The organism is Pseudomonas prosekii (genome assembly GCF_900105155.1).
Lineage (GTDB): Bacteria > Pseudomonadota > Gammaproteobacteria > Pseudomonadales > Pseudomonadaceae > Aquipseudomonas > Aquipseudomonas prosekii.
Map to the genome: position 1 here is coordinate 997553 of NZ_LT629762.1, position 19594 is coordinate 1017146.

At 60.4% G+C, this 19594-nt stretch carries 21 protein-coding genes; 2 read left to right on the plus strand and 19 right to left on the minus strand.

All coding sequences use genetic code 11. The features are described 5' to 3' along the window. Window positions 1-2 precede the first annotated feature (2 nt). The 5 genes from ccmE to ccmA form a co-directional block, all read right to left on the minus strand. Window positions 3-458, minus strand: a complete 456-nt coding sequence (ccmE, locus tag BLU01_RS04580) for a cytochrome c maturation protein CcmE (RefSeq protein ID WP_092271393.1) — start codon at window positions 456-458, stop codon at window positions 3-5. Continuing rightward, window positions 455-631 (minus strand): heme exporter protein CcmD, encoded by a 177-nt coding sequence (gene ccmD, locus BLU01_RS04585; protein WP_092271396.1) that lies wholly within the window; start codon window positions 629-631, stop codon window positions 455-457. Before ccmD ends, ccmE begins: the two co-directional genes overlap by 4 nt. Next, complete coding sequence (locus tag BLU01_RS04590) at window positions 628-1383, minus strand: heme ABC transporter permease (protein WP_092271398.1); 756 nt, start codon at window positions 1381-1383, stop codon at window positions 628-630. Before BLU01_RS04590 ends, ccmD begins: the two co-directional genes overlap by 4 nt. A gap of 95 nt (window positions 1384-1478) precedes the next feature. Beyond that, window positions 1479-2147 (minus strand): heme exporter protein CcmB, encoded by a 669-nt coding sequence (gene ccmB / locus BLU01_RS04595; RefSeq protein ID WP_007980754.1) that lies wholly within the window; start codon window positions 2145-2147, stop codon window positions 1479-1481. Beyond that, window positions 2144-2779, minus strand: a complete 636-nt coding sequence (ccmA, locus tag BLU01_RS04600) for a cytochrome c biogenesis heme-transporting ATPase CcmA (RefSeq protein WP_092271400.1) — start codon at window positions 2777-2779, stop codon at window positions 2144-2146. Before ccmA ends, ccmB begins: the two co-directional genes overlap by 4 nt. A 219-nt stretch (window positions 2780-2998) precedes the next feature. Here ccmA and fliK point away from each other — a divergent pair, with 219 nt between their 5' ends. Further along, complete coding sequence (gene fliK / locus BLU01_RS04605; protein ID WP_092271402.1) at window positions 2999-4564, plus strand: flagellar hook-length control protein FliK; 1566 nt, start codon at window positions 2999-3001, stop codon at window positions 4562-4564. Beyond that, on the plus strand, window positions 4561-4890 hold the full coding sequence (locus BLU01_RS04610; RefSeq protein WP_092271404.1) for an EscU/YscU/HrcU family type III secretion system export apparatus switch protein: 330 nt from the start codon (window positions 4561-4563) through the stop codon (window positions 4888-4890). The genes fliK and BLU01_RS04610 overlap by 4 nt, the downstream gene beginning before the upstream one ends. A gap of 190 nt (window positions 4891-5080) precedes the next feature. On the opposite strand, the gene BLU01_RS04615 is transcribed toward BLU01_RS04610, so the two are convergent. From BLU01_RS04615 to flhA, 14 genes are all read right to left on the minus strand, one after another. After that, a complete protein-coding gene (locus BLU01_RS04615; protein ID WP_092271406.1) occupies window positions 5081-5473 on the minus strand; it encodes a DUF2802 domain-containing protein in 393 nt (130 codons plus the stop codon). Continuing rightward, window positions 5474-5959, minus strand: a complete 486-nt coding sequence (locus BLU01_RS04620; protein WP_059407544.1) for a chemotaxis protein CheW — start codon at window positions 5957-5959, stop codon at window positions 5474-5476. A gap of 87 nt (window positions 5960-6046) precedes the next feature. Then, window positions 6047-6943, minus strand: a complete 897-nt coding sequence (locus BLU01_RS04625; protein WP_092271408.1) for a CheW domain-containing protein — start codon at window positions 6941-6943, stop codon at window positions 6047-6049. Further along, the gene (locus BLU01_RS04630; RefSeq protein ID WP_092271410.1) at window positions 6943-7731 is read right to left on the minus strand and encodes a ParA family protein; all 789 of its coding nucleotides are present in this window, start codon (window positions 7729-7731) and stop codon (window positions 6943-6945) included. Before BLU01_RS04630 ends, BLU01_RS04625 begins: the two co-directional genes overlap by 1 nt. A gap of 43 nt (window positions 7732-7774) precedes the next feature. Continuing rightward, window positions 7775-8665 carry a flagellar motor protein MotD gene (gene motD, locus BLU01_RS04635; protein ID WP_092271412.1) on the minus strand — a complete coding sequence of 297 codons (891 nt, stop codon included), beginning with the start codon at window positions 8663-8665 and terminating at the stop codon, window positions 7775-7777. A 15-nt stretch (window positions 8666-8680) separates the two neighbouring features. Further along, window positions 8681-9421, minus strand: coding sequence for a flagellar motor protein (locus BLU01_RS04640; RefSeq protein ID WP_092271414.1), 741 nt, complete (start codon window positions 9419-9421; stop codon window positions 8681-8683). Further along, window positions 9421-10611 (minus strand): protein-glutamate methylesterase/protein-glutamine glutaminase, encoded by a 1191-nt coding sequence (locus tag BLU01_RS04645; RefSeq protein ID WP_092271416.1) that lies wholly within the window; start codon window positions 10609-10611, stop codon window positions 9421-9423. Before BLU01_RS04645 ends, BLU01_RS04640 begins: the two co-directional genes overlap by 1 nt. A gap of 49 nt (window positions 10612-10660) precedes the next feature. Beyond that, the gene (locus BLU01_RS04650; protein ID WP_092271418.1) at window positions 10661-12940 is read right to left on the minus strand and encodes a chemotaxis protein CheA; all 2280 of its coding nucleotides are present in this window, start codon (window positions 12938-12940) and stop codon (window positions 10661-10663) included. 54 nt (window positions 12941-12994) lie between these two features. Further along, the gene (locus tag BLU01_RS04655; RefSeq protein ID WP_092271420.1) at window positions 12995-13783 is read right to left on the minus strand and encodes a protein phosphatase CheZ; all 789 of its coding nucleotides are present in this window, start codon (window positions 13781-13783) and stop codon (window positions 12995-12997) included. 22 nt (window positions 13784-13805) lie between these two features. Continuing rightward, the gene (locus BLU01_RS04660) at window positions 13806-14177 is read right to left on the minus strand and encodes a chemotaxis response regulator CheY (protein WP_024012118.1); all 372 of its coding nucleotides are present in this window, start codon (window positions 14175-14177) and stop codon (window positions 13806-13808) included. 167 nt (window positions 14178-14344) lie between these two features. Beyond that, the gene (fliA, locus tag BLU01_RS04665) at window positions 14345-15085 is read right to left on the minus strand and encodes an RNA polymerase sigma factor FliA (protein WP_092271422.1); all 741 of its coding nucleotides are present in this window, start codon (window positions 15083-15085) and stop codon (window positions 14345-14347) included. Further along, window positions 15082-15912, minus strand: a complete 831-nt coding sequence (gene fleN / locus BLU01_RS04670) for a flagellar synthesis regulator FleN (protein ID WP_003184001.1) — start codon at window positions 15910-15912, stop codon at window positions 15082-15084. Before fleN ends, fliA begins: the two co-directional genes overlap by 4 nt. A gap of 116 nt (window positions 15913-16028) precedes the next feature. Then, on the minus strand, window positions 16029-17363 hold the full coding sequence (flhF, locus tag BLU01_RS04675; protein WP_092271424.1) for a flagellar biosynthesis protein FlhF: 1335 nt from the start codon (window positions 17361-17363) through the stop codon (window positions 16029-16031). An 11-nt stretch (window positions 17364-17374) separates the two neighbouring features. Beyond that, a complete protein-coding gene (gene flhA, locus BLU01_RS04680; RefSeq protein WP_092271426.1) occupies window positions 17375-19504 on the minus strand; it encodes a flagellar biosynthesis protein FlhA in 2130 nt (709 codons plus the stop codon). Between the last annotated feature and the right edge of the window lie 90 nt (window positions 19505-19594).

The following is a 19594-nucleotide window of genomic DNA, read 5'->3' on the forward strand; positions in this document are numbered from 1 at the left end:
CATCAACCCTCCTTTGCTGGGGTGGGCGCGGATTGACCGCTGTCTTTCAACGCCTTGGTGACTTCGGGCGGCATGTATTTCTCGTCGTGCTTGGCCAGCACTTCGTCGGCGACCACTACGCCATCGGCGTTGATTTTGCCCAGCGCAACGATGCCCTGCCCTTCGCGGAACAGGTCCGGGAGGATCCCGCGATAGCTGATGGTCACGGATTTGTTGAAGTCGGTGACGATGAATTTGACGTCCAGCGAATCACCGGAACGTTGCAGCGACCCTGCCTCGACCATGCCGCCGGCACGGATGCGCGTGTCTTGCGGGGCTTCGCCGTTGGCGATCTGGGTCGGTGTGTAAAACAGATTGATGTTCTGCTGCAGCGCGCTCAGGGCCAGGCCAACGGCTGCGCCGACCCCGACGAGAATCGCGAGAATGATGATAAGACGCTTTTTGCGCAGCGGATTCACTTGCCGTTCTCCCGGCGCAAACGACGCGCCTCTTGTTGCAGATACCGCTTGCGGGCCAGGATCGGCGCCGCCACGTTGAGGACCAGCACGGCCAGGCAGATGCCATAGGCGGACCAGACATACAGGCCATGATGGCCCATGGCGATGAAGTCGCCGAATGAAGCAAAACTCATCGTGCGACCTCCAGACTGTTCTGCACTTCGGCCTTGACCCAGCTCGCCCGCGCTTCGCGTTTGAGCACTTCAAGACGCATGCGCAGCAACAGCACCGCACCGAAGAAACAGTAGAAACCCAGCACCGTCAGCAGCAGCGGCAGCCACATTTCGGCAGGCATCGCCGGTTTTTCGGTGAGGGTGAATGTCGCGCCCTGGTGCAGGGTGTTCCACCACTCCACCGAGTATTTGATGATCGGGATATTGATCACGCCAACAATCGCCAACACCGCGCAGGCCTTGGCCGCGCTGTCGCGATTGCTGATGGCGTTACCCAGCGCAATCAACCCGAAGTACAGAAACAGCAGAATCAGCATCGACGTCAGTCGTGCGTCCCAGACCCACCACGAGCCCCACGTCGGTTTGCCCCAGATCGCCCCAGTGACCAGCGCCACGGCGGTCATCCAGGCACCGATCGGCGCCGCGCATTGCAGAGCGACGTCGGCCAGTTTCATCTTCCAGACCAGCCCGACGATGCCGCACACCGCCAGCATCACGTAGATGGACTGCGCGAGCATCGCCGCCGGAACGTGGATATAGATGATGCGAAAGCTGTTGCCCTGCTGGTAATCCGGCGGCGCGAAGGCCAGGCCCCAGACTACGCCGACGGCGATCAGCAGCAACGCCGCGACGCTCAGCCACGGCAGCAGTCTGCCACTGATGCCATAAAACCATTTGGGTGAGCCGAGCTTATGAAACCAGGTCCAGTTCATTGCTGTTTCCATCACGGTTGCTGCTCGTTGTCACGAGCTAGCCAAGGGTCTGCTGGCTTTAACCAACATGGTTAAAAAATAACCAGACCTCATTATTATTCGCCGACGCTGATCTTCAGGCCAGCAGCTATTGCAAAGGGTGTAAGCGTTATCGCCAGGGCGGTCAGGCTACCAAGCCACAGGAGATAACCGGTCGCCGGCATGCCCTGCAAGGCTGCCTGCAAGGCGCCACTGCCGAGAATCAACACCGGGATGTACAGCGGCAGAATCAGCAGCGCCAGTAACAGGCCGCCGCGTTTCAATCCTACCGTCAACGCTGCGCCCACCGCACCGAGCAGGCTCAGCACCGGTGTACCCAGCAATAAAGAAAGCAGCAACACCGGCAGACAGGCGGCAGGCAAACCGAGCATCAACGCCAGCAGTGGCGCGAGCAACACCAGCGCCAGCCCGGAGAAGGCCCAGTGTGCCAGTACCTTGGCCAAAACCAGAAGAGCCAGGGGGTGCGGCGAAAGGACCCACTGTTCCAGCGATCCGTCCTCGAAATCACTGCGGAAAAGCCCGTCCAGCGAGAGCAGGACCGATAAAAGCGCTGCGACCCAGACCAGTCCCGGAGACAAGGTTTGCAACAATTGAGACTCGGGTCCGACCGCCAACGGGAACAGCGACACCACGATGGCGAAGAATACCAACGGATTGGCCAATTCCGCCGGACGACGGAACAGCAAGCGCGCTTCTCGGGCGACCAACAGGCCGAAAACACTCATACGGCCCAGTTCCCCAGATCAATGTCGCGGTAGCCGGCCGGCATTCGGCTCAGTGTGTGATGCGTGGTCAGGATCACCATGCCGCCGCGTTCGCAGTGCCCGGCCAGGTGTTCTTCGAGCTGCGCCACGCCTTGCTTGTCGAGCGCGGTAAACGGTTCGTCGAGAATCCACAGCGGCGGGCTGTCGAGGTAAAGCCGCGCCAGAGCCACGCGCCGCTGCTGGCCTGCCGACAAGGTGTGGCACGGCACATCCTCGAAACCGCGTAAACCGACCGCGGCCAGCGCTTGCCAGATCGCCTCACGGCTCGCCGGTTGATGCAGGGCGCAGAGCCAGCTGAGGTTTTCTTCCGGCGTGAGCAAATCCTTGATCCCGGCGGCATGCCCGATCCACAACAGATTGCGCGCCAGTTCGCCGGGTTGCGCGTTCAGCGGCTGGCCATTGAGCAGCACCTGGCCGGCGGTCGGTTGCATCAGGCCGCTGAGCAAACGCAACAAGCTGGTCTTGCCGCTGCCGTTGGGGCCGCTGATCTGCAGCATTTCGCCACTGCACAGTCGCAATTCGAGATTTTCGAAAAGCAGCCGAAGGTCTCGCTCACAGGCGAGGTCAACGGTTTGCAGGACTGGACTGGTCAAGAGATCAAAGGCCTTTACGTTTCAAGTCGGCGGTTCAAGTCGGGTTCAAGTCAGCAGTGGCGCGGCCGCTAAAGAGATGCAGCATAGATGCATCGGCAGCCGGTTTTAGAGAGCTGGATCAAAACAATTGAATGTTTTCACCGCTCCCTGAAGACGGGCGGCATTATACATGCCATGCCTTACTCTAAAGAGCGCATTTTCCGAAGGTTGTGACCGCGTATGACAGGCGAAATGAACATCCTCCCAGTGCCCCCGACCACCCCGACGGCCACGCGCCCGCAGGTGGTCAGCGGTGATTTGCTCAAGTTATTGACGCCGATCGAGGGCCTGATCAGTGCGGGCAAGACTGCCAATGCCGAAGTGTTGTCGCTGAAACAGGCGGACCAGACCTTTCAATTGCTGCTCAAAGTCACCGTCGATGGCGGTCGCCAGACCACGGTCCAGGCCACCAGTACGCAACCGTTGCCGACCGGCACCAACCTCGCGATCACTCAACCGTCCGCCAGCAACCTGGCGATTGCGGTGCAACAGACTGTGGCCTCCAACGTCGCCACCCTCACCCGCATCGACACCGCGCAACTGCCGGCCGGCACCTTGCTGCAGGGTAAAGTGCTGACGTCGCAAGTGCTGCCGCAGACGCCGGGGCAACCGACGGTTTTTCGTTCGATGGTCAGTCTCCTGAATACCGCGCTGAGCGGCAGCACGCTGACCATCGACAGCCCGCAGCCGCTGCGCATCGGCACTTTGCTGAGCGCATTGGTGCAAGACACGCAAACCCTGAAATTCGTGCCGTTGAGCAATCGTCAGGACCAATTGGCAGTGACCCAGCAGTTGACTACTCAGCAGAGCCGCCAAGGTTCGCTGAACAGTTTGCTCAGCGCCTTGCAGAACTTGCCGCCGACCGACGAAACCTCCGCGGACCTGCGAGCGGCCGTGAACAAATTGCTCGCCGGCCTGCCGGACGTTCAACAATTGAGCACGCCCAAAGGCCTGGCGTTGGCGCTGGCCAACAGCGGTCTGTTCCTCGAATCAAAATTGCTCGCAGGGCAGACGCCCACCCTCGCCCCGGACATGAAAGCCGACCTGCTGAAACTCATCGCGCAACTGACGCCGCCCAACAGCAACCTCGGCGCGGTGATTGCCGCGAACACCCTCGCTCAGGCGATGCCAAGTTTCGTCCGCAGCGCCTTGGGCATGCTCGGCCAGGTCAGCGCCAAACCATTGCCGACGCATTTCCCTTTGCCCGAGCGATCGCTGCAGAGCCAGGACGGCGAAGGTGATCTGGAACATCTGCTGCGCCTGGCCGCCGCTGCCGTTTCACGCCTGCAGAGCCACCAACTGTCGAGCCTGGAACAAACCGGCGTCACCGACGATGGTCGGTTGATGAGCACATGGCAGCTTGAGATTCCGATGCGCAACTTGCAGGACATCGTGCCGCTGCAAGTCAAATTCCAGCGCGAAGAAGCGCCGGAAAAACAGCCGCAAAACGAACGGCGTGACGAGCGCGAACCCAAGCAACAACTGTGGCGCGTGGAACTCGCCTTCGACATGGAACCGCTCGGCCCATTGCAGGTTCAGGCGCAACTGATTCAGGGCAGCCTGTCCAGCCAGTTGTGGGCCGAACGGCCGTACACCGCGAGCCTGATCGAAAGCAATCTGGCAGCCTTGCGCGAGCAATTACTGGCGTCCGGCCTCAATGTCGGCGACCTCGATTGCCACCTCGGCACCCCACCCCAAGGCGCGCAAACCCGTCTCGAACAACGCTGGGTCGACGAAACCGCATGAGAAACCCAAACGCCCCACGCCAGGCCATCGCCCTCAAATACGACGGCAGCCACGCCCCGACCCTCACCGCCAAGGGCGACGAAGAACTGGCCGAAGCCATCCTCAAAATCGCCCGCGAATGTGAAGTGCCGATCTACGAAAACCCGGAACTGGTCAGGCTGCTGGCGAAAATGGAATTGGGCGACAGCATCCCGGAAGAGCTGTATCGCACGATCGCCGAAATCATCGCATTCGCGTGGAATCTGAAGGGCAAGTTCCCGGCGGGCCAGGATCCGAATGCGCCGATGGTGGAGAAGGACATTACCGATCGGGGGGATGACTACTGATCGGCGGACTTGCGTTGCGGCGAACTCACGCCACAGGAAACTCATCGCCTCCAGTAAAAGACTTCAAACCCGCCATAACAAGAAGGCCCGCTCCCACAGCAGGCGGGTGATGGACACAAATCTGTGCACATCGCCAATCTACTGTGGGAGCGAGCCTGCTCGCGAAGCGTTCCGAGCTGAGCCGCAAGGATCAGTTCTTGTGCATCTTTCTCATCAATTCCGCCTCAGCCTGGGTCAGGCCGCAGGACTGGGTCAGTTCATCGACGCTGGCGCCCATGCCGACCAGGCGTGCCGCTTGGGCGAACGACAGGCTTGAGGGGTCGCGCTGTTCCAGGGTCGCCAGTTTGTCTGGCAACGGGCTGACGACGGCGCGCAGTTCGTGCAGGTCTTCACCCATGCGCACGATGCCGTTCTGATAGTTGTCGACGCGTTTGGCCAGGTCCTTGATGCGCTGATCGCGCAGCGCATCACCCTCGGCCTGTTGCGCGGCGATCAGCCGCTGGCCGCGGATGTAGGCCAGGAACATCGCCAGCGTGCCTGCCCAAAACAGGAACAGGACAATGACAGCAACCTCAAGAATCAATCAGATGTTCTCCAGATCCGACCATTCTTCTTCGCTCATCATCTTGTCGAGCTCGACCAGGATCAGCAGTTCGTTGTTCTTGTTGCACACGCCCTGAATGAACTTGGCGGATTCTTCGTTACCGACGTTTGGCGCGGTTTCGATTTCCGACTGACGCAGGTAAACCACTTCGGCAACGCTGTCGACCATGATCCCGACGACTTGCTTGTCGGCTTCGATGATGACGATCCGGGTGTTGTCGCTGATCTCGGCATTCATCAGGCCGAAGCGCTGACGGGTGTCGATCACGGTGACCACGTTACCGCGCAGGTTGATGATGCCCAGCACGTAGCTCGGGGCACCCGGGACCGGGGCGATTTCGGTGTAACGCAGGACTTCCTGAACGCGCATCACGTTGATGCCGTAGGTTTCGTTGTCCAGTTTGAAGGTTACCCATTGCAGGATCGGATCTTCAGAACCCTTTGCATTCGTCGCGTGATTACTCATACCTGACCCCTCGAAAACCGCTTCTGGCGGTGTGTGTTCTGTGTGGCGGCATTCAACAATGCCGTCGCCTACTTGTTATGTCGGCTGTTATGTCGATTTGTGTAGCGGCTTGCTGCCGCCAATGTGCTTTGCCCCACCGCTGGCGATCAACTCGGCCAGCGCGGCAACGTCCAGCAGCGCACACATGTGCTCAATCACCGTGCCCGCGAGCCATGGCCGCTGACCTCGATGACTTCTCCATTTGATTTCGTTGGGGTCCAGGCGCAACGAACGGCTGACTTGATGCACCGCCAGCCCCCACTCATAGCCCTGCACCGATATGACGTATTGCAGGCCCTGGCGGAAATCGTCGCGGTAGCGGTCGGGCATGACCCAGCGCGCGGTATCCAGGACTTTCAGGTTGCCGGCCTGGCTCGGCAGGATCCCGAGGAACCATTCCGGCTGACCGAACAACGGCGTCAGCTCGTGACCGGCCAGCGAATAAATCGAGCCCAAGCACACCAGCGGCACGGCCAGGGTCAGCCCGGCGACATCGAACAACAGGCATTCGAACGGCTCGGCAGCCCACGTCGGACGGCCATCGGTTTCCACCGGTGGCGGCGTGATGCTCGGCGGCATGTGGACTTCGACCACCGGCGGCACCAGCGCTTGCAACAGCGGCGCAATGGTCGAGACCGAGGCCAGTACCGGCGCCGGCGCTTCAATCACCGTCAGCGGCGCTTTCTCGATAACCGGCGTATGCACTGGCGCAGCTTCGACAGCCGCTGGCAACGCATCACGCGCCTGCTCTTCCAGCATCGCAGCCTGAAACTCATCCAGCGCTGCTTGCTCTTCGACCGAATCAACGACCTCAATGACCTCAACGACCTCAGCCACCACTTCAACGGGCGCCGGCAACACTTCAGTCGCCTCCATCAACAAATTGTCGAGGTAGGTTTGCAGCGCCAGTTGCGGTCGCGAAGTGGTTTTGACCGGACGGTTCATCAGGCCACCGCCGGAACAAGTTGGGCGGCCAGCAAATGTTTGAGCAACGCGCGGTACGCCAGCACTCCACGGCTTTTACCGTCGAATTGCGAAGGCGTGACCCCGGCCCGGCTCGCATCGCGCAAGCGCGTATCGACCGGGATGTAGCCCTGCCAGATTTCTTCCGGGTATTTGTCGCGCAGCACACGCAAGGTGCTGAGGGACGCCTGAGTCCGGCGGTCGAACAGGGTCGGGACGATGCTGAACGGCAACGCCTGTTTGCGTGAACGGTTGATCATCGCCAGCGTGTTGACCATGCGCTCCAGGCCTTTGACGGCCAGGTGCTCGGTCTGCACAGGGATCACCAATTGCTGGCTCGCGGCCAAGGCGTTGACCATCAACAAGCCGAGCAACGGCGGGCTGTCGATCACCGCGTAATCGAAGTCTTGCCACAATTGCGCCAGACTCTTGGCGATCACCAGGCCCAGACCGCTTTGCCCCGGCGACTGACGTTCCAGCGTCGCCAGCGCGGTGCTCGACGGCAACAGCGAAATACTTTCGTGACTGGTCGGCAACAGCAACTGCCCGGGCAACCCTTGAGGCACGCTGCCGCGATTCAGGAACAGGTCGTAGCAGCTGTGCTCGAGGCTGTCGGGGTCGTAACCGAAATAGCTGGTCATCGAGCCGTGCGGGTCGAGGTCGACAATGACCACGCGCTTGCCCGCCTCGGCCAGCAAACCGGCTAAAGCAATAGAGGAAGTGGTTTTACCAACACCACCCTTTTGATTGGCAACTGCCCAGACTCTCATTCGAATGGTTCCTCTCGGGCGAAAGCGCCGACCGAGAAATAGCTCAACGTGTTAATGCGGGTGACGGAGAATTGACGGCGCTCTCTCGTCCCGGCGACTTGACCGGGGTCGGTGCAGTTTGTGTGCCAGCACGCTTCAACGCCGCGTCCGGTTGTGCATGAGCGGTGCCGGTGCCGGTCAGGCTGCGGCGCACATCGAGATTGCGCGAAACCACCAACACCACCCGACGATTGCGCGCGCGCCCTTCAGCCGTGGCGTTATTGGCGACTGGCTGGAATTCACCGTAACCCACCGAAGCCAGGCGACCGGGATTGACGCCCTGCATCGCCAGCATGCGCACGATGCTCGCCGAACGCGCCGAAGACAGTTCCCAGTTAGTCGGGTACTGCGCGGTGCGGATCGGCTGATCGTCAGTAAAACCTTCGACGTGGATCGGGTTGTCGAACGGTTTCAAAATGCCCGCAACCTTGTCGATGATGTTGAACGCCATGTCGCTCGGCATCGCGTCGCCGCTGCCGAACAACAGGCTGGAATTGAGTTCGATCTCGACCCACAACTCGTTGCCACGCACGGTCATCTGGTTGGAGCGGATCAAGTCGCCGAACGCGGCGCTGATGTCATCGGCGATGCTTTTCAGCGGATCACTGCCACCGGCGATGCCCGCGTCGATCTGCTCGGCGTCCTGCACCAGCGGTTTGGCCGGAGTCACCGTGTGCGGTCGCTCATCGCCAATCGGGATCGGCTTGAGGGCACGGTCGGAATCGGTGAACACGCCGACCAACGCTTCGGAGATGACCTTGTACTTGCCTTCGTTGATCGAAGAAATCGAGTACATGACCACGAAGAACGCGAACAGCAACGTGATGAAGTCGGCATACGAAACCAGCCACCGCTCGTGATTGACGTGTTCTTCAGGTTGCCGGCGACGTGCCATGGTCCATGTCTCCCATCAATCCATGAAGCCCTGAAGCTTCAACTCAATAGAGCGAGGGTTTTCACCTTCGGCGATCGACAGAATTCCTTCCAGCAACATTTCGCGATAACGCGACTGGCGCAACGCGATGGACTTGAGTTTGGCCGCGACCGGCAGCAACACCAGGTTGGCGCTGGCCACGCCGTAGATGGTCGCGACGAACGCCACGGCAATCCCGCTGCCCAGTTGCGACGGATCGGCGAGGTTGCCCATGACGTGAATCAGGCCCATCACCGCACCGATGATGCCGATGGTCGGCGCATAACCGCCCATGCTTTCGAAGACTTTGGCGGCTTCGATGTCGCGGCTTTCCTGGGTGTAGAAATCGACTTCGAGGATGCTCCGAATCGCTTCCGGCTCGGCGCCATCGACCAGCAATTGCAGGCCTTTGCGCGAGTAATTGTCCGGTTCGGCGTCAGCCACTCCTTCCAGGCCAAGCAGGCCTTCCTTGCGTGCCGTGAGGCTCCAGTTGACCACGCGATCGATGCCGCCGGCCAAGTCCACGCGCGGCGGAAACAGGATCCACGCGAGGATCTGCATCGAGCGCTTGAATGCGCTCATCGGCGATTGCAGCAGCGCCGCGCCGACGGTGCCGCCAATCACGATCAACGCCGCCGGGCCGTTAGCCAATGCGCCGAGGTGACCGCCTTCAAGGTAGTTGCCGCCGATGATCGCGACAAACGCCATGATGATCCCGATAAGGCTCAGTACATCCATCAGATACACGCCTCGACCAGGTGTCTGCCAATGTCGTCGAGGCTGTAGATCGCGTCGGCGAGGTCGGCTTTGACGATGGCCATCGGCATGCCGTAGATCACGCAGCTGGCTTCATCCTGCGCCCAGATCGAGCTGCCGCCCTGCTTGAGCAGACGCGCACCTTCACGACCGTCGGCGCCCATGCCGGTGAGCACCACCGCCAGAACTTTGTCACCGTAGGACTTGGCCGCCGAGCCGAAGGTGATGTCCACGCACGGCTTGTAGTTCAGACGCTCATCGCCTGGGAGGATTTTCACCGCGCCCCGGCCATCGACCATCATTTGCTTGCCGCCCGGCGCCAGCAAGGCCAGGCCCGGACGCAGGATGTCGCCATCCTCGGCTTCCTTGACGCTGATGCGGCAGAGCTTGTCCAGACGCTCGGCGAACGCCTTGGTGAACGCCGCCGGCATGTGCTGGATTAACACGATCGGTGCCGGGAAGTTCGCCGGTAACTGGGTCAATACCCGCTGCAGCGCCACCGGGCCGCCGGTGGACGTGCCGATGGCGACCAGTTTGTAGGCTTTGCGTTTGGCACTGGCGGACGAAGCACTTGAATGCGTGCTCGCCGGCGCTGGCGCACGGGCCGGCAATGGTGCCGGGGCCGGACGCGCGGGCGTGCTGCTGCCATAGCTGCTGGTGCTGCCATGGCTTGAATGGCTGGGTGCCGGAGCAGGTGTTGGTGTTGGTGTTGGTGTTGGCGTTGGGGCGTGTGCCGTCACTGGCGCCGGGGCGCTGTAGGTGTTGGCGCGACGGTTACTGCGCGAGATGCTCAGGATCTTCTCGCACAGCAGTTGCTTGACCTTCTCGGGGTTGCGCGAGATGTCTTCGAAATTCTTCGGCAGGAAGTCCACCGCACCGGCGTCCAGCGCATCCAGAGTGACCCGGGCGCCTTCGTGCGTCAGTGAGGAGAACATCAAGACCGGTGTCGGGCAGCGCTGCATGATGTGCCGCACCGCCGTGATGCCATCCATCATCGGCATCTCGTAGTCCATGGTGATCACGTCTGGCTTGAGGGCCAGGGCCTGATCAATCGCCTCTTTTCCGTTGGTCGCCGTACCGACAACCTGGATGTTCGGATCTGCTGAAAGAATTTCCGAAACGCGGCGACGGAAAAAACCCGAATCGTCGACCACCAGGACTTTGACTACCATAAACACTCCGTTAGACGGAGCGAGGCACAGTCGCCCCGCTCCACCAGAATCAAATACGCCGTGCGGCGTAACGCTTGAGCATGCTCGGTACATCCAGAATCAGCGCAATGCGCCCGTCACCGGTGATGGTGGCGCCGGACATGCCGGGGGTTCCCTGGAGCATTTTGCCCAATGGCTTGATCACCACTTCTTCCTGGCCCACCAGTTGATCGACGACAAATCCGATCCGCTGCGTGCCCACCGAAAGGATCACCACATGGCCCTCGCGCTGCTCTTCATGAGCGGCGGAGCTGACCAGCCAGCGTTTGAGATAGAACAAGGGCAGCGCCTTGTCCCGCACGATCACCACTTCCTGACCGTCGACGACGTTGGTGCGCGAGAGGTCGAGGTGGAAGATTTCGTTGACGTTGACCAGCGGGAACGCAAACGCCTGGTTGCCGAGCATGACCATCAGCGTCGGCATGATCGCCAGGGTCAGCGGCACCTTGATGACGATCTTCGAGCCCTGGCCCTTGGTCGAATAAATGTTGATCGAACCGTTGAGCTGGGAAATCTTGGTTTTCACCACGTCCATGCCCACGCCACGACCCGACACGTCGGAGATCTCGGTTTTGGTCGAGAAACCCGGGGCGAAAATCAGGTTGTAGCACTCGGTATCGCTCAAGCGATCGGCCGCGTCCTTGTCCATCACGCCGCGTTTTACCGCGATCGAACGCAGGACGTTCGGGTCCATGCCTTTGCCGTCATCGGAAATCGACAGCAGGATGTGATCGCCTTCCTGTTCAGCCGCCAGAATCACTTTGCCGCCACGGGATTTGCCCGAGGCTTCGCGTTCTTCCGGCGACTCGATGCCGTGGTCGACCGCGTTGCGCACCAAGTGGACCAGCGGGTCGGCCAAGGCCTCGACAAGGTTCTTGTCGAGGTCGGTTTCTTCGCCGACCAGTTCCAGGTTGATCTCTTTCTTGAGCTGGCGAGCCAGGTCACGAACCAGGCGCGGGAAGCGCCCGAAGACTTTCTTGATCGGTTGCATCCGGGTCTTCATGACCGCGGTTTGCAGGTCAGCGGTGACCACGTCGAGGTTCGACACAGCCTTGGACATGGCTTCGTCGCCGCTATTGAGGCCCAGACGGACCAAGCGGTTACGCACCAATACCAGTTCGCCCACCATGTTCATGATTTCGTCGAGACGCGCGGTATCAACCCGCACGGTGGTCTCGGCTTCACTGGCCGGTTTTTCCGCCGGTGGCGGCGACGCAGCGCGGGCAGGCGCTGGAGCTGCCGCAGGCTTGGCCGGTTCAGCTTTCGGCTCAGGCGCTTTCGCCACAGGCTTGGGTGCTGCCGCAGGCGCCGGGGCCTTGGCCACAGGAGCAGAAACCACTGCGCCAGTGCCGACTTCGGTGAACTTGCCTTTGCCGTGCAATTCGTCGAGCAGCGATTCGAACTCGTGATCGGAAATCAGATCACCGCCGGCCGCTTTCGCGGTAGGTGCTGCCGGCACTGGTGTCGCGGCAATGGCCGACTCCAGTGCGTCAACGGCAAAGTTGCCCTTGCCGTGCAGTTGATCGAGCAACGCTTCGAATTCGTCGTCGGTGATGTCCGAGCTGTCGCCCGCCGCTTTTGGCGCGGCCGGTGCTGCGGGACTTGGCGCGGACGCAGGCGCAGCGACGGCATCCACCGCGAACTGACCTTTGCCGTGCAACTGATCGAGCAACGACTCGAACTCGTCATCGGTGATTTCGTCGCTGGCGGCGGCGGTGCTGCTGCTCGGCGCTGGCGCAGCGACGGGTGCCGGGGCTTCAGCCTGAGCCTTGACGGCGTTCAGCGAATCCAGCAGTTGTTCAAATTCATTGTCGGTAATGTCGCCGCTGTCGTCGCCGGAGGCGCTTTCAGCGGTCGGTTCTTCCACCACGTCGGCCACCGGGGCGGCTTCGTCGGCGGATTGCGGCTCGGCCAGACGGGCCAGTGCCGCGAGCAATTCTGGAGTGGCAGCGGTGATCGGGCTGCGTTCGCGGACTTCGGTGAACATGCCGTTCACCGCATCCAGCGCTTCGAGAACCACGTCCATCAGTTCCGAGTCGACGCGGCGTTCACCCTTGCGCAGGATGTCGAACACGTTCTCGGCGATGTGACAGCACTCCACCAGTTCATTGAGCTGGAGGAAGCCGGCGCCCCCTTTTACAGTGTGAAAACCGCGAAAAATTGCATTGAGCAAGTCCGCATCATCCGGTCGGCTTTCCAGCTCGACCAGTTGCTCGGACAGTAGCTCTAGAATCTCGCCGGCCTCAACCAGGAAATCCTGAAGGATCTCTTCATCGGCGCCGAAGCTCATTAAGGGGGTGCTCCTACAGGTCTAAAAACCTAAAAAACCTAAAATTCTAAAACTCTAAAATCCCAGGCTGGATAACAAATCGTCCACATCGTCCTGACCGGACACAACGTCTTCTCTCTTATCGGCATGAATCTGCGGACCTTCACCCTGAGAGAGATGTTTTTGCGGATCTTTTTCAGCCAGCATCGCGTCACGGTCATGTTCGATACCCGCAAAGCGGTCTACCTGGCTGGCCATGAGTACGAGCTTGAGCAGATTGCTTTCGACTTCGGTGACCAACTGGGTCACGCGCTTGATCACCTGACCGGTGAGGTCCTGGTAATCCTGAGCCAGCAGGATGTCGTTGAGATTGCTCGACACCACGCGGTTGTCTTCGCTGCTGCGTGTCAGGAAACCGTCGACACGACGCGCCAGCTCACGGAACTCTTCAGCCCCGACTTCGCGACGCATGAACCGGCCCCAGTCGGCGCTCAATGCCTGGGCTTCAGTGCTCAGGCCATTGACCAGCGGCGTGGCGTTTTCCACCAGGTCCATGGTGCGGTTGGCAGCGGCCTCGGTGAGCTTGACCACATACCCCAGACGCTCGGTGGCGTCGGTGATCTGCGAGACTTCCTCGGCTTGCGGCATATTCGGGTCAATCTGAAAATTGACGATCGCGCTATGCAGCTCGCGAGTGAGCTTGCCCACTTCCTGATACAGGCCGCGGTCACGGGTCTGGTTGAGCTCATGGATCAGTTGCACAGCGTCGCCAAACCTGCCCTTTTCAAGGCTTTCGACCAGTTCGACGGCGTGTTTTTTCAGGGTCGACTCAAAATCGCCCTGTGAAGATTCTTTATGCTCCATAGCTCCCCCGTGGCGCAGTTGCTCAACCGATGCGTTCGAAAATCTTTTCGATCTTGTCTTTCAACGCCTGGGCCGTGAAGGGTTTGACCACATAGCCGTTTACACCGGCCTGGGCCGCTTCGATGATCTGCTCGCGCTTGGCTTCAGCGGTCACCATCAGCACTGGCAAGTGCTTGAGTTTTTCATCGGCGCGCACGTGGCGCAGCAGATCGATGCCGGTCATGCCCGGCATGTTCCAGTCCGTTACCAGAAAGTCGATGCTGCCGCTGTTGAGAACCGGGATGGCAGTGGTGCCATCGTCAGCCTCGACCGTGTTGGTGAACCCGAGGTCACGCAACAGGTTTTTAATGATCCGCCGCATCGTTGAGAAGTCATCAACGATGAGGATTTTCATGTTCTTGTCCAATTCGACCTCCAAGCAGTCTTAAACGCGCCCAGCACCTGGACACGCCATTTCATTCAATCAGGCAAAGCATTCGATGACTGTCTGGAGCACAACAGATCGAGACCGCTGCGGTTCATCACCGCACCAGCCTCGTTCGCAGTGTCCCCACACTGCCTTCAGCGCGCTCGCCACTCCCCCAAACGCCCCCGCAAACGGGCCGCGCACTGGCTGTGTAACTGGCTGACCCGCGATTCACTGACGCCAAGGACTTCACCGATTTCCTTGAGGTTCAGCTCTTCGTCGTAGTACAGCGCCAACACCAGCCGCTCACGCTCCGGCAAATTGGCAATCGCGTCCGCCAAAGCGGCCTGGAAGCGTTCATCTTCCAGATCGCGCGACGGCTCCAGATGAGCACTGGCGCCATCCTCGTGCAGCCCTTCGTGTTCGCCGTCCTGCAACAGGTCGTCGAAACTGAACAGGCGGCTGCCCAAGGTATCGTTCAAAATCCCGTAATAATCGTCGAGACTCAATTGGAGTTCGGCCGCAACCTCGTGATCTTTAGCGTCACGACCGGTTTTAGCTTCAATCGAGCGAATTGCGTCGCTGACCATGCGGGTATTGCGGTGGACCGAACGTGGCGCCCAGTCCCCTTTGCGTACTTCATCGAGCATCGCGCCACGGATTCGAATGCCCGCGTACGTTTCGAAGCTCGCGCCTTTGCTGGCGTCATATTTGGTCGACACTTCAAGCAGGCCGATCATCCCGGCCTGGATCAGGTCTTCCACCTGGACACTGGCCGGCAAACGCGCCAGCAAGTGGTAAGCAATGCGTTTGACCAGTGGCGCGTAACGCTCGATCAGCTCGTATTGCGCATCACGTGCCGACTTCTGGTAGAGGTTGTAGCCACTGGCTGTCATAGGACGGGTCCTGCGGTTTGTTGCACGAGACGTTCGACGAAAAACTCCAGGTGTCCGCGCGGGTTGGCGGGCAACGGCCAAGTGTCGACCTTCTGTGCAATCGCCTTGAACGCCAGTGCGCACTTGGAGCGCGGGAAGGCTTCGTAGACAGCACGTTGTTTCTGCACAGCCTTGCGCACGCTTTCGTCGTAAGGCACGGCGCCGACGTATTGTAGGGCGACGTCGAGGAAGCGGTCCGTGACCTTGGTCAACTTGGCGAACAGGTTGCGACCTTCCTGCGGGCTCTGGGCCATGTTGGCCAGGACACGGAAGCGGTTCATGCCGTAATCGCGGTTGAGCAACTTGATCAGCGCGTAGGCGTCGGTAATCGAAGTCGGCTCGTCGCACACCACCAGCAACACTTCCTGGGCGGCGCGAACAAAACTGACTACCGAGTCACCAATACCCGCAGCCGTGTCGATCACCAATACGTCGAGGTTATCGCCGATATCGCTGAACGCCTGGATCAGGCCGGCGTGCTGCGCAGGGGTCAGATGAACCATGCTTTGCGTGCCGGACGCGGCCGGGACGATGCGAATGCCGCCGGGGCCTTGCAACAGAACGTCGCGCAGCTCGCAGCGGCCTTCAATTACGTCGGCCAGAGTACGTTTGGGCGTCAGTCCCAGCAGAACGTCAACGTTCGCCAGACCCAGATCGGCGTCCAGCAGCATGACCCGTCGGCCAAGCTCTGCCAGAGCCAGGGACAAGTTCACTGACACGTTAGTCTTGCCGACGCCACCTTTGCCGCCGGTCACCGCGATCACCTGTACGGGATGCATGCTGCCCATGTTATTTCTTTACCTTGTCTTGCATAGACGGAGGCCACATTACTGGCTGCGCGTTCACAATCTGAACAATGCATGGCAGACCATCGATGTAGGTACAAAAACTGTTCATTAGCACCTCAGCCCACCTGCTTGGTCGGACTGTGGTAAATATCAGCGAACATGTCAGCCATGGCTTCTTCGCTGGGTTCTTCCTGCATTTGCACGCTGACCGCGCGACTGACCAACTGGTGACGTCGCGGCAGATGCAGATCATCTGGAATACGCGGGCCATCGGTGAGGTAAGCCACCGGCAATTCATGACTGATGGCCAGGCTCAACACCTCGCCCAGACTTGCCGTTTCATCCAGTTTAGTCAGGATGCAGCCGGCCAGCCCGCACCGCTTGTAACTGTGATAAGCGGCGGTCAGCACCTGTTTCTGGCTGGTGGTAGCCAGAACCAGATAATTCTTTGACTTGATGCCGCGACCGGCCAGGCTTTCGAGCTGCATACGCAGGGCCGGGTCGCTGGCCTGAAGGCCGGCAGTATCAATCAAAATCACCCGTTTGCGCAGCAACGGATCCAATGCCTGCACCAGCGACTGACCCGGATCGACGTGGGTCACCGAGACATTGAGGATTCGGCCCAGCGTTTTCAGTTGTTCCTGCGCCCCGATGCGGTAGCTGTCCATGCTCACCAGCGCGATGCTTTGCGCGCCGTACTTGAGCACATAGCGCGCGGCGAGTTTGGCCAGCGTGGTGGTCTTGCCCATACCGGCAGGGCCGACCATGGCAATCACGCCGCCCTCTTCCAGTGGCTCGACTTCCGGGGTCGCAATCATCCGCGCCAGGTGCGCCAGCAACATGCGCCAGGCCTGACGAGGCTCTTGAATTTCGGTGATCAGCGCCAGCAGGTCGCGCGACAACGGGCCGGACAAGCCGATGCGTTGCAGACGACGCCACAGGTTGGCCTGGGCCGGACGGCTGCCTTGCAGCTGATTCCAGGCCAGCGAGCCAAGTTGCACTTCCATCAGTTCGCGCAGGCTGTTGAGCTCGAAACGCATCGAGTCGAAAGCGCGCGGGTCGACCCCGCCGGCGGCTGGCGCAGGGGCCGGCGCAGCACGACGTGGTTCGCTGTAAGTCGGTTCGATCAGCGGCTCGGCGGCGGTCAGTGGCAGGCCGGCGAACAACTGGCGATTGGTGGTCTTGTCACCTTCGGTCTCGCCTTCGCTGCGCAGGGTCAATTCGGCCTGGGCGGTAGCGATGCGCGACTGCGTCTTGCGCAGCTCGTCCTCGAGTTCCATGTTCGGAACGCGCGGGGCCAGCGCCGACAATTTGTAATCCAGCGCAGCCGTCAGCTCGACACCGCCGGCGATCCGGCGGTTGCCGATGATTGCGGCATCAGCGCCCAGCTCATCACGAACCAGCTTCATGGCCTGACGCATATCGGCGGCGAAAAAACGCTTAACTTGCATAAACTGCTACCTCAGCCGTTGGGCCCTACTGTCGCAACGATGGTCACTTGCTTGTTGTCAGGAATTTCCTGATACGCCAACACGTGCAAACCCGGAACTGCCAGCCTGCCGAATCGCGAGAGCATCGCGCGAACCGGACCGGCCACCAGCAGAATCACCGGTTGACCTTGCATCTCTTGACGCTGCGCCGCTTCGATCAACGAGCGCTGCAGCTTTTCCGCCATGCTTGGCTCCAGCAGAACGCCCTCTTCCGAGCCTTGTCCTGCCTTCTGCAGACTATTGAGCAATATCTGTTCCAACCTTGGCTCCAGGGTGATAACTGGCAGCTCAGACTCAGTCCCTACAATGCTTTGGACGATTGCGCGGCTTACGCCAACGCGCACTGCAGCCACCAGCGCGGCAGTATCTTGACTCTTGGCGGCATTGTTGGCGATGGCCTCGGCAATGCTGCGAATGTCGCGAACCGGCACTTGTTCGGCCAGCAGCGCTTGCAAAACCTTGAGCAGCTGCGACAGCGACACCACGCCCGGCACCAGCTCTTCCGCCAGTTTTGGCGAGCTTTTGGCCAGCAATTGCATGAGTTGCTGCACTTCTTCGTGGCCAATCAGCTCACTGGAGTGCTTGTACAAAATCTGGTTCAAGTGGGTTGCCACTACCGTACTGGCATCGACCACGGTGTAACCGAGTGACTGGGCCTGCGCACGCTGGCTGATTTCGATCCAGACCGCTTCAAGACCAAAAGCCGGATCTTTGGCGGTAATGCCGTTGAGCGAGCCGTAGACCTGCCCTGGGTTGATCGCCAGTTCACGATCCGGGTAAATCTCCGCTTCGGCGAGGATCACACCCATCAGGGTCAGGCGATAAGCACTCGGCGCAAGGTCGAGGTTGTCACGGATATGCACAGTCGGCATCAGGAAGCCCAGATCCTGCGAGAGCTTTTTGCGCACGCCTTTGATCCGCGCCAGCAACTGACCACCCTGATTGCGATCGACCAACGGGATCAGCCGGTAGCCCACTTCCAGGCCGATCATGTCGATAGGAGTCACGTCGTCCCAGCCGAGTTCCTTGGTTTCCTGGGCGCGGGCCGGCGATGGCAGCAATTCCTGCTGACGCTTGACCTCTTGCAAGGCCTGAACCTTGACCACGCTTTGCTTCTTCCAGAACAGGTAAGCACCGCCAGCCGCCAACGCGGCCATGCTCAGGAAGGAGAAGTGCGGCATGCCCGGCACCAGGCCCATGACCGCCATCAAACCGGCTGCAACCGCCAAGGCTTTGGGCGAGGCGAACATCTGCCGATTGATCTGTTTGCCCATGTCTTCCGAGCCGGACGCTCGGGTCACCATGATGGCCGCGGCGGTGGACAACAGCAGTGATGGCAATTGCGCCACCAAACCGTCACCGATGGTCAACAGCGCGTAAACCCGGCCGGCGTCGCCGAAGGTCATGCCGTGCTGGAAGATACCGACCGCCATGCCGCCGATCAGGTTGATAAACAGAATCAGCAGGCCGGCGATGGCGTCACCGCGAACGAATTTGCTCGCACCGTCCATGGAACCGTAGAACTCGGCTTCCTGGGCGACTTCCATGCGGCGCAATTTGGCCTGGTTTTGATCGATCAGGCCGGCGTTGAGGTCGGCGTCGATGGCCATCTGTTTGCCGGGCATGGCGTCGAGGGTGAAGCGCGCGCTCACCTCGGAAATACGCCCGGCACCTTTGGTCACGACGACGAAGTTGATGATCATCAAAATCGCGAACACGACGATACCGACCACGTAGTTACCGCCGATCACTACTTCACCGAAGGCCTGGATCACCTTGCCGGCGGCGGCGTGGCCGTCCTGGCCGTGGAGCATGACCACCCGCGTCGATGCGACGTTGAGCGCCAGGCGCATCAATGTCGCCACCAGCAAAATGGTCGGGAACACGGCGAAATCCAGCGGCCGCAAGGCGTAGACGCAGACCAGCAGAACGACGATCGACAAGGCAATGTTGAACGTGAAAAAAACGTCCAGCAGGAACGGCGGGATCGGCAACATCATCATCGCCAACATGACCAGCAGCAACAGCGGCACACCCAGATTTCCCCGACTCAAGTCGGCGACGTTTGTGCGAGCACTGTTGAGTAACTGAGAGCGATCCACCGGTTTTCCCCGTTCCTTTAAAGCAAACTTTTGACGCCCGAAGCAGGCGCAGGACGGCTACTGCAAGAAGCCTTCCAACTTTCGCAGAGG